Raw genomic sequence first — 5,052 nt, forward strand, 5'->3', positions numbered from 1 at the left:
GCATTCCTGTGCCTCCTGCCTGTGGCCGCCATCGCGCTGGCATGGCAGTGGCTGTGTCTTCCTTCCATGGCCGCGGAACGACGGCAATCCCGGGGCGGGGTACTGGCCCTGCTGCGGCGGCGGGTGGTGATGTTGGGAATGGCGGCGTGCGGCATCTTCTTCATGGGGCAGTTTGCCTTGTTCACCTATGTGCGCCCGTTCCTGGAAAAGGTCACGGGTGCAGGGGAATCCGCCGTTCCGCTGGTGCTGCTGGCCATTGGTGCAAGCGGCGTTGTGGGCACGCTCGCGATCGGGGCATTCATCAGGCGTGGTCTTTATCGCACACTGGTGGCCGTCCCGATCCTGATGGCGGTGATTGCCGCGGCGCTCGTGGCGCTGGGGCCTCAACTCTGGCCGACGGCCGTACTGTTTTCGGTATGGGGTCTGYTGGCCACGGCTGCGCCGGTGGGTTGGTGGAGCTGGCTGGCACGCACGTTCACCAACAATGCTGAAGCGGGCGGCGGGCTGATGGTAGCGGTGGTGCAGTGCTCGATCGCGCTGGGTTCCAGCCTTGGCGGCGTGCTGTTGGACAGTGTTGGTTTCGCCTGCACATTCCTGGCCAGTGCGGGCTTGCTGCTGTTCGCGGCATTGCTCGCCTATGTCACGGCCGCCGATGCTGCGTCCGCATCCGGCTCGGCGGTCGCCGTAGAGGCATGAGGCTGATGAGGCGCGCGACGAGGATCATTGGTCAGCTGCTTTCGCTTTGCCTTGCCTTCGCGGCGGTGTCCGCATGCTCTGCCGAGCAGAAGCATCACACCGTCGCGCCCATGAAAAACGCATCCAACCCGGAGGTGCCCTCAGTGAAGGTTCGACTGATCATCAACAACCAGACGTTGTCGGCCATGCTGGAGGACAGCGTTCCCGCACGCGAGTTCGCCGCCCAGTTGCCGATTACCCTTCAGCTTGAGGACTATGCTGCTACGGAGAAGATCGCGCAGCTCCCGCGCCGCCTCAGCATTGCCGGTGAACCTGACGGGATCACGCCACTGGCTGGCGATATCGCCTTCTACGCGCCGTGGGGGAACCTGGCGATCTTCCACAGGCCGTTCCGTTACTCGAAGGGTTTGGTGCGGTTGGGCCGCATCGAGGGGGACTTAAAGGCGCTTCGCGCGGAGGGACCGGTGGAAGCGCGGATCGAGTTCGAGTAGACGTCTGGCTACGTCCCCTGCACACGAAGGAGCAGCTATGAACAGCAACTACAGCCGGTTCTCTGTCACCGGGCTGAATGCCCACCAGCAAGCCATCATTCCAATCAGCGCCTGCGCAGCGGCGGGCAACATGAGTGCCCTTGATCAGGCGTTGAATCAAGCTCTGGACGCGGGCCTGAGCGTGGCAGAGGTGCGCGAGATCCTCGTGCAGGTCTATGCCTATGCAGGTTTCCCACGGAGCCTGAACGCGTTGAGCGAACTGATGAGGGTGGTGCAGGCGCGCAGGCAGCGGGGCATCCAGGATGAAGCTGGCCGCGAGCCGGGCAGGCCGATCCCCAAAGGAGACGCACTGCTCGCCGCAGGCACGGCCAATCAGACCAGGCTGGCTGGCGGCCCGGTCTCAGGGCCTTTGTTCGATTTCGCACCCCAGGCAAATGAGTACCTGCGTACGCATCTGTTTGGCGACATCTTCGAGCGCGACAACCTTGATTGGCAAATCCGCGAGTTGGCCACGGTCAGCATGCTGGCTGCAATGTCCGGGGTGGAGCCGCAGTTGCAGTCTCACATTGGCATCAGCATGAACATAGGGCTGCGCCCAGAGCAGCTGTACGCGCTGGCTGCTGTTCTCGAAGCGCGCTTCGGCCTGGAGGCCGCGGAACGTGTTCGTGTCGGTATTCAATGCCAGCTGGACGTTCGGCACGAATGATGTTCAGACGAGAGATTCCGTCGCATGGCGCACGCATTGGAGGATTGAATGAAAAAGATGATCATCGGAACGTTGATCAGCATGCTGGCAGGACCCTTCAGTGTTGGAGCGCAGGAGGCACAGATGACAAGGCTCTCGAAGATCACCGTCAATGCAGACCATCTGCCCGCCTATAGAGGCGCCTTGGCTGAGGAGGTTCGCGCTTCAATGGAGCTGGAGCCCGGCGTGCTGTCGTTGTATGCGGTCTTTGACAAGGAAGATCCGACCCGGCTGACAATCCTTGAAATCTATGCGAGCCGGCAGGCTTACGAACAGCATGTGAAGAGCTCGCATTTCCTCAAGTACAAAAACGGCACGCTGCACATGGTCAAGTCACTGGAACTGGTTGATGTTGATCCTCTTCTGCCGGAGCTGAAAATCAAATAATCGCCGGGTGGCGGGCGATACCCAAACGGTCACCATTTGCCGGCGTGACGGCGCGGCGCTACGCTTCCACGATGTCAACTTCGACCTCCGCAGCACTCGACGCCGGACGCGGCCCCGCCGAGCACGACGTGCGCACCCAGATCATCGAGGCTGCCACCGCGCATTTCAGCCACTACGGCTATGACAAGACGACGGTGTCCGACCTCGCCAAGGCCATCGGCTTCTCGAAGGCGTACGTCTACAAGTTCTTTTCCYCCAAGCAGGCCATTGGCGAGGTGATCTGCGCCAATTGCCTCAGTCAGATCGAAAGCGAGGTTCATCAGGCCCTGCAAGGCGTGCAAGCGCCTGCCGAGAGGCTGCGGTTGTTGTTCACCGTCATTGTGGAGGCCGGTCTTCGCCTGTTTCTGCAGGATCGGCGCCTGTATGAAATTGCCGTTGCGGCCGCGACGGATCAATGGCCTTCAGCGCAGGCGTATGAAGGGCGCATCAGGCAGCTTGTTGAAGACATCATCAAGGATGGACGCGCTTCCGGCGCATTTGAGTGCACGACGCCGCTCGAGGACACCAGCCGTGCGGTCTACCAGGTCCTGCTTCCTTATCTGAATCCGGTGACGCTGCCGCACCTGGCGCACCTGCACAAAGAAGCGCCAAGTGCCTTGCAGGAGTTGGTCCTCCGGAGCCTTGAGCCATGCCCGTAGTGACCATTGACTATATTAGTCACTAGGAACAGAATTCCTCCGGATACCCCACTCCGGAAGGCCGCATGCGTCGCCGTTTTGTACTCCCAGYCATTTCCTGTGTTGTTCCGTTGTTCCTTGTGGCCTGCGGAAAGTCGGATGACGTCGATCCCCGGACCGCTCCGCCCATCGTCCGGATTGCCCAAGTGCAACCGGGGGCGGGAGGCGCGCGCACGTTCACAGGAACCGTCGCCGCACGCGTACAGAGTGATCTGGCCTTTCGGGTGGGTGGCAAGGTCACCGAGCGCCTGGTTGAGACGGGGCAGACGGTAAAGCGCGGCGACGTGCTCTATCGGATTGATCCCGTCGACCTGAATCTGGCAGCGGCGTCCCAGCTGCAGGCCGTCATCGCGGCCCGAGCGCAAAGCGCGCAAGCCACCGCAGACGAAGCGCGATACCGCGATCTGGCAGCCAAGGGCGTCGTTTCACGGTCGGCCTACGATCAGATCAAAGCGGCGGCGGACGCAGCATCGGCACAGCTCAAGGCGGCCGACGCGCAAGCCCGGGTTGCACGTAATGCCAGTCAATACACGGCGCTCGTCGCCGATGCCGACGGAGTGGTCATGACCATCTCCGCTGAGCCCGGTCAGGTCGTGGCGGCGGGGCAGATCGTCGCCCGGCTTGCCCGTGCAGGCAGTCGGGAGGCCGTGGTCCAGTTGCCCGAGACGCTGCGACCCCAGATCGGCTCCGTGGGCTCAGCGTCCCCGTTCGGGGCAAGCGGCAAGATCCCCGCACGGTTGCGCGTGCTCTCGGAATCGGCCGACCCCGCCACCCGGACCTTCGAAGCTCGCTACACCCTGGAAGAGGGCAGCACGGCGCTGCCGCTGGGTTCCACGGTGGCGGTCGAACTTTCAGGCGCAGCACCTGCCGGTGCGTCGGCCGGCGTCGAGGTGCCGTTGGGCGCGCTGTTCGATCCTGGTACCGGTCCCGGCGTCTGGGTGATCGGTGGTGAGCCGCTCAAAGCCCATTGGACGCCGGTCGCCGTCAAGCAGTTGGGTGATGACCGGGTAGTGGTTGAGGGGGCCCTGAACGCATCGGATCGCGTGGCTGCCCTCGGCGCCCATCTACTTCGCGAAGGGCAGGTGGTTCGCATCGCTGAGACCGCCAGGAACGCCGCTGCAAACGGAGCCCACCAGTGAGTGGGTTCAATCTGTCGGCACTTGCGGTGCGCGAGCGTGCCATCACGGTTTTCCTGATCTTTCTGGTCTCCGTTGCCGGCATTGTTTCCTTCTTCCAGCTCGGCCGCGCTGAGGACCCTGCGTTCACTGTCAAGGTCATGACCATCGTGACGGCCTGGCCTGGCGCTACGCCAACAGAAATGCAGGACCAGGTCGCCGAGAAGCTGGAAAAGCGCCTGCAGGAACTGCGCTGGTATGACCGCAGCGAAACCTACACCCGGCCTGGCCTGTCCTTCACTACGCTGACATTGCAGGATGGCACGCCACCGTCGGAGGTGCAGGAGGAGTTCTACCAGGCGCGCAAGAAGATGGCAGACGAAGCCGCAAATCTGCCCACGGGCGTGATCGGCCCGATGGTCAACGACGAGTACGCGGATGTCACGTTTGCTCTCTTCGCACTGAAAGCGAAGGGTGAACCGTTCCGCCTGCTCGCGCGTGATGCCGAGACGCTGCGTCAGCGATTGCTGCACGTACCTGGCGTGAAGAAGGTCAACATCATTGGTGAGCAATCCGAGCGCATCTATGTGGAGCTGTCGCACGAACGCCTGTCGAATCTCGGCATCACGCCACAGGAGGTGTTCGGGGCGCTGAACGGGCAGAACGCCCTGACGCCGGCAGGATCGGTCGAGGCCAAGGGCCCGCAGATCTTCATTCGCCTCGACGGGGCGCTCGATCAGCTGGACAAGATCCGCGATACACCCATCGTTGCACAGGGCAGGACCCTCAAATTACGGGACATCGCCATCGTCAAGCGTGGCTATGAGGACCCGTCGACCTTCATGATCCGCAACGGTGGCGAGCCAGCCATGCTGCTGGGC

General features: G+C 62.6%; 6 protein-coding genes and 1 pseudogene. All 7 read left to right on the forward strand.

Going from position 1 to position 5,052, the window contains the following annotated elements:
• Positions 1 to 696 (forward strand): annotated as a pseudogene (locus AB4Y84_RS12835) (MFS transporter); the annotation flags it as partial.
• Between the two features lie 5 nt (positions 697 to 701).
• Positions 702 to 1,187 (forward strand): cyclophilin-like fold protein, encoded by a 486-nt coding sequence (locus tag AB4Y84_RS12840; protein WP_442243559.1) that lies wholly within the window; start codon positions 702 to 704, stop codon positions 1,185 to 1,187.
• 37 nt (positions 1,188 to 1,224) lie between these two features.
• Positions 1,225 to 1,893, forward strand: a complete 669-nt coding sequence (locus AB4Y84_RS12845) for a carboxymuconolactone decarboxylase family protein (protein ID WP_442243558.1) — start codon at positions 1,225 to 1,227, stop codon at positions 1,891 to 1,893.
• Between the two features lie 48 nt (positions 1,894 to 1,941).
• Entirely contained in the window at positions 1,942 to 2,319 is a 378-nt protein-coding gene (locus AB4Y84_RS12850; RefSeq protein ID WP_442243557.1) for a putative quinol monooxygenase, read from the forward strand.
• A 71-nt stretch (positions 2,320 to 2,390) separates the two neighbouring features.
• The gene (locus tag AB4Y84_RS12855; RefSeq protein WP_442250231.1) at positions 2,391 to 3,017 is read left to right on the forward strand and encodes a TetR/AcrR family transcriptional regulator; all 627 of its coding nucleotides are present in this window, start codon (positions 2,391 to 2,393) and stop codon (positions 3,015 to 3,017) included.
• Between the two features lie 65 nt (positions 3,018 to 3,082).
• Positions 3,083 to 4,195: an efflux RND transporter periplasmic adaptor subunit gene (locus tag AB4Y84_RS12860; RefSeq protein WP_442250232.1), complete on the forward strand. Its 1,113-nt coding sequence runs from the start codon at positions 3,083 to 3,085 to the stop codon at positions 4,193 to 4,195.
• On the forward strand, positions 4,192 to 5,052 hold an 861-nt coding region (locus AB4Y84_RS12865; RefSeq protein WP_442250233.1), incomplete at its 3' end, for an efflux RND transporter permease subunit. The genes AB4Y84_RS12860 and AB4Y84_RS12865, both read left to right, overlap by 4 nt.

This window comes from Stenotrophomonas sp. 2YAF22, from assembly GCF_052114665.1.
In the GTDB taxonomy this organism is placed as follows: Bacteria; Pseudomonadota; Gammaproteobacteria; order Xanthomonadales; family Xanthomonadaceae; genus Stenotrophomonas; species Stenotrophomonas indicatrix.

What these genes read in the sequence shown, in the direction of transcription:
- AB4Y84_RS12850 (WP_442243557.1), top strand. Translation starts at nt 1,942, where the DNA reads ATGAAAAAGATGATCATCGGAACGTTGATCAGCATGCTGGCAGGACCC.
- AB4Y84_RS12840 (WP_442243559.1), top strand. Translation starts at nt 702, where the DNA reads ATGAGGCGCGCGACGAGGATCATTGGTCAGCTGCTTTCGCTTTGCCTT.
- AB4Y84_RS12845 (WP_442243558.1), top strand. Translation starts at nt 1,225, where the DNA reads ATGAACAGCAACTACAGCCGGTTCTCTGTCACCGGGCTGAATGCCCAC.